Raw genomic sequence first — 586 nt, 5'->3', positions numbered from 1 at the left:
GGGCCACGCACGGTCTGGTTGGCGGCCGCGCACCCCAGCGCCACCTGCCGGTCCGACGGCTCGACCAGGCGCGGGGCCGGCGCGGCAATCGCATGGACCAGCGCCGCACCCGCGGCCACTGCGGCATGCAGCAGGCGTACATGCAGGTGCCAGCGCCGCGGCCGGTAAAGCGTGCCCAGGCCGCCCTGCCGGCGTGGCGGCACGACGGGCCAGCGTGGCAGAGAAGGCGCGGCGCCGCCGTAAGGGGAAGCCATGGCCGCCTCAGTCTTCCGGCCGGCGCTGGGTTGCCTGCAACACCACCTGGGTGCCCTCGCGGCTGCCGAAGCCGATCGCCGTCACCCGGTACAGGTAGCCGCCGTCCACGCCCACTTCCGCTCCGGGCGGGCGGTACGGCAGGCGTTCGACGATGTAGCGGGGCCGCCTGAGGGGCAGGAAGCCCTGTCCCGTCTCCATCGCCGCGCCCGTGAAGGTGCCCAGTGCCGCGCTGTGCCGTTCGTCGCGCAGGTCGACCGCCTGCCAGGCCGGCGCCTCGCCCGGGGCGGTGCGCTCGCACAGGCCCTGTGCCAGCCCGCTGCCGCAGGGCCGG

2 protein-coding genes are annotated in these 586 nt (G+C 76.1%); both read right to left on the bottom strand.

Features of this window, described 5'->3' with window-relative positions:
* The coding region (locus GM672_RS27825; protein WP_155473701.1) for a hypothetical protein at positions 1-254 on the bottom strand (254 nt) is incomplete at its 3' end.
* Positions 255-261: 7 nt separating this feature from the next.
* The coding region (locus GM672_RS27820; RefSeq protein WP_170300289.1) for a pilus assembly protein at positions 262-586 on the bottom strand (325 nt) is incomplete at its 5' end.

The sequence above is a fragment of the Pseudoduganella buxea genome, assembly GCF_009720835.1.
Taxonomy (GTDB): domain Bacteria; phylum Pseudomonadota; class Gammaproteobacteria; order Burkholderiales; family Burkholderiaceae_D; genus Rugamonas; species Rugamonas buxea.
This window is presented reverse-complemented; position numbering and strand designations above follow the sequence as displayed.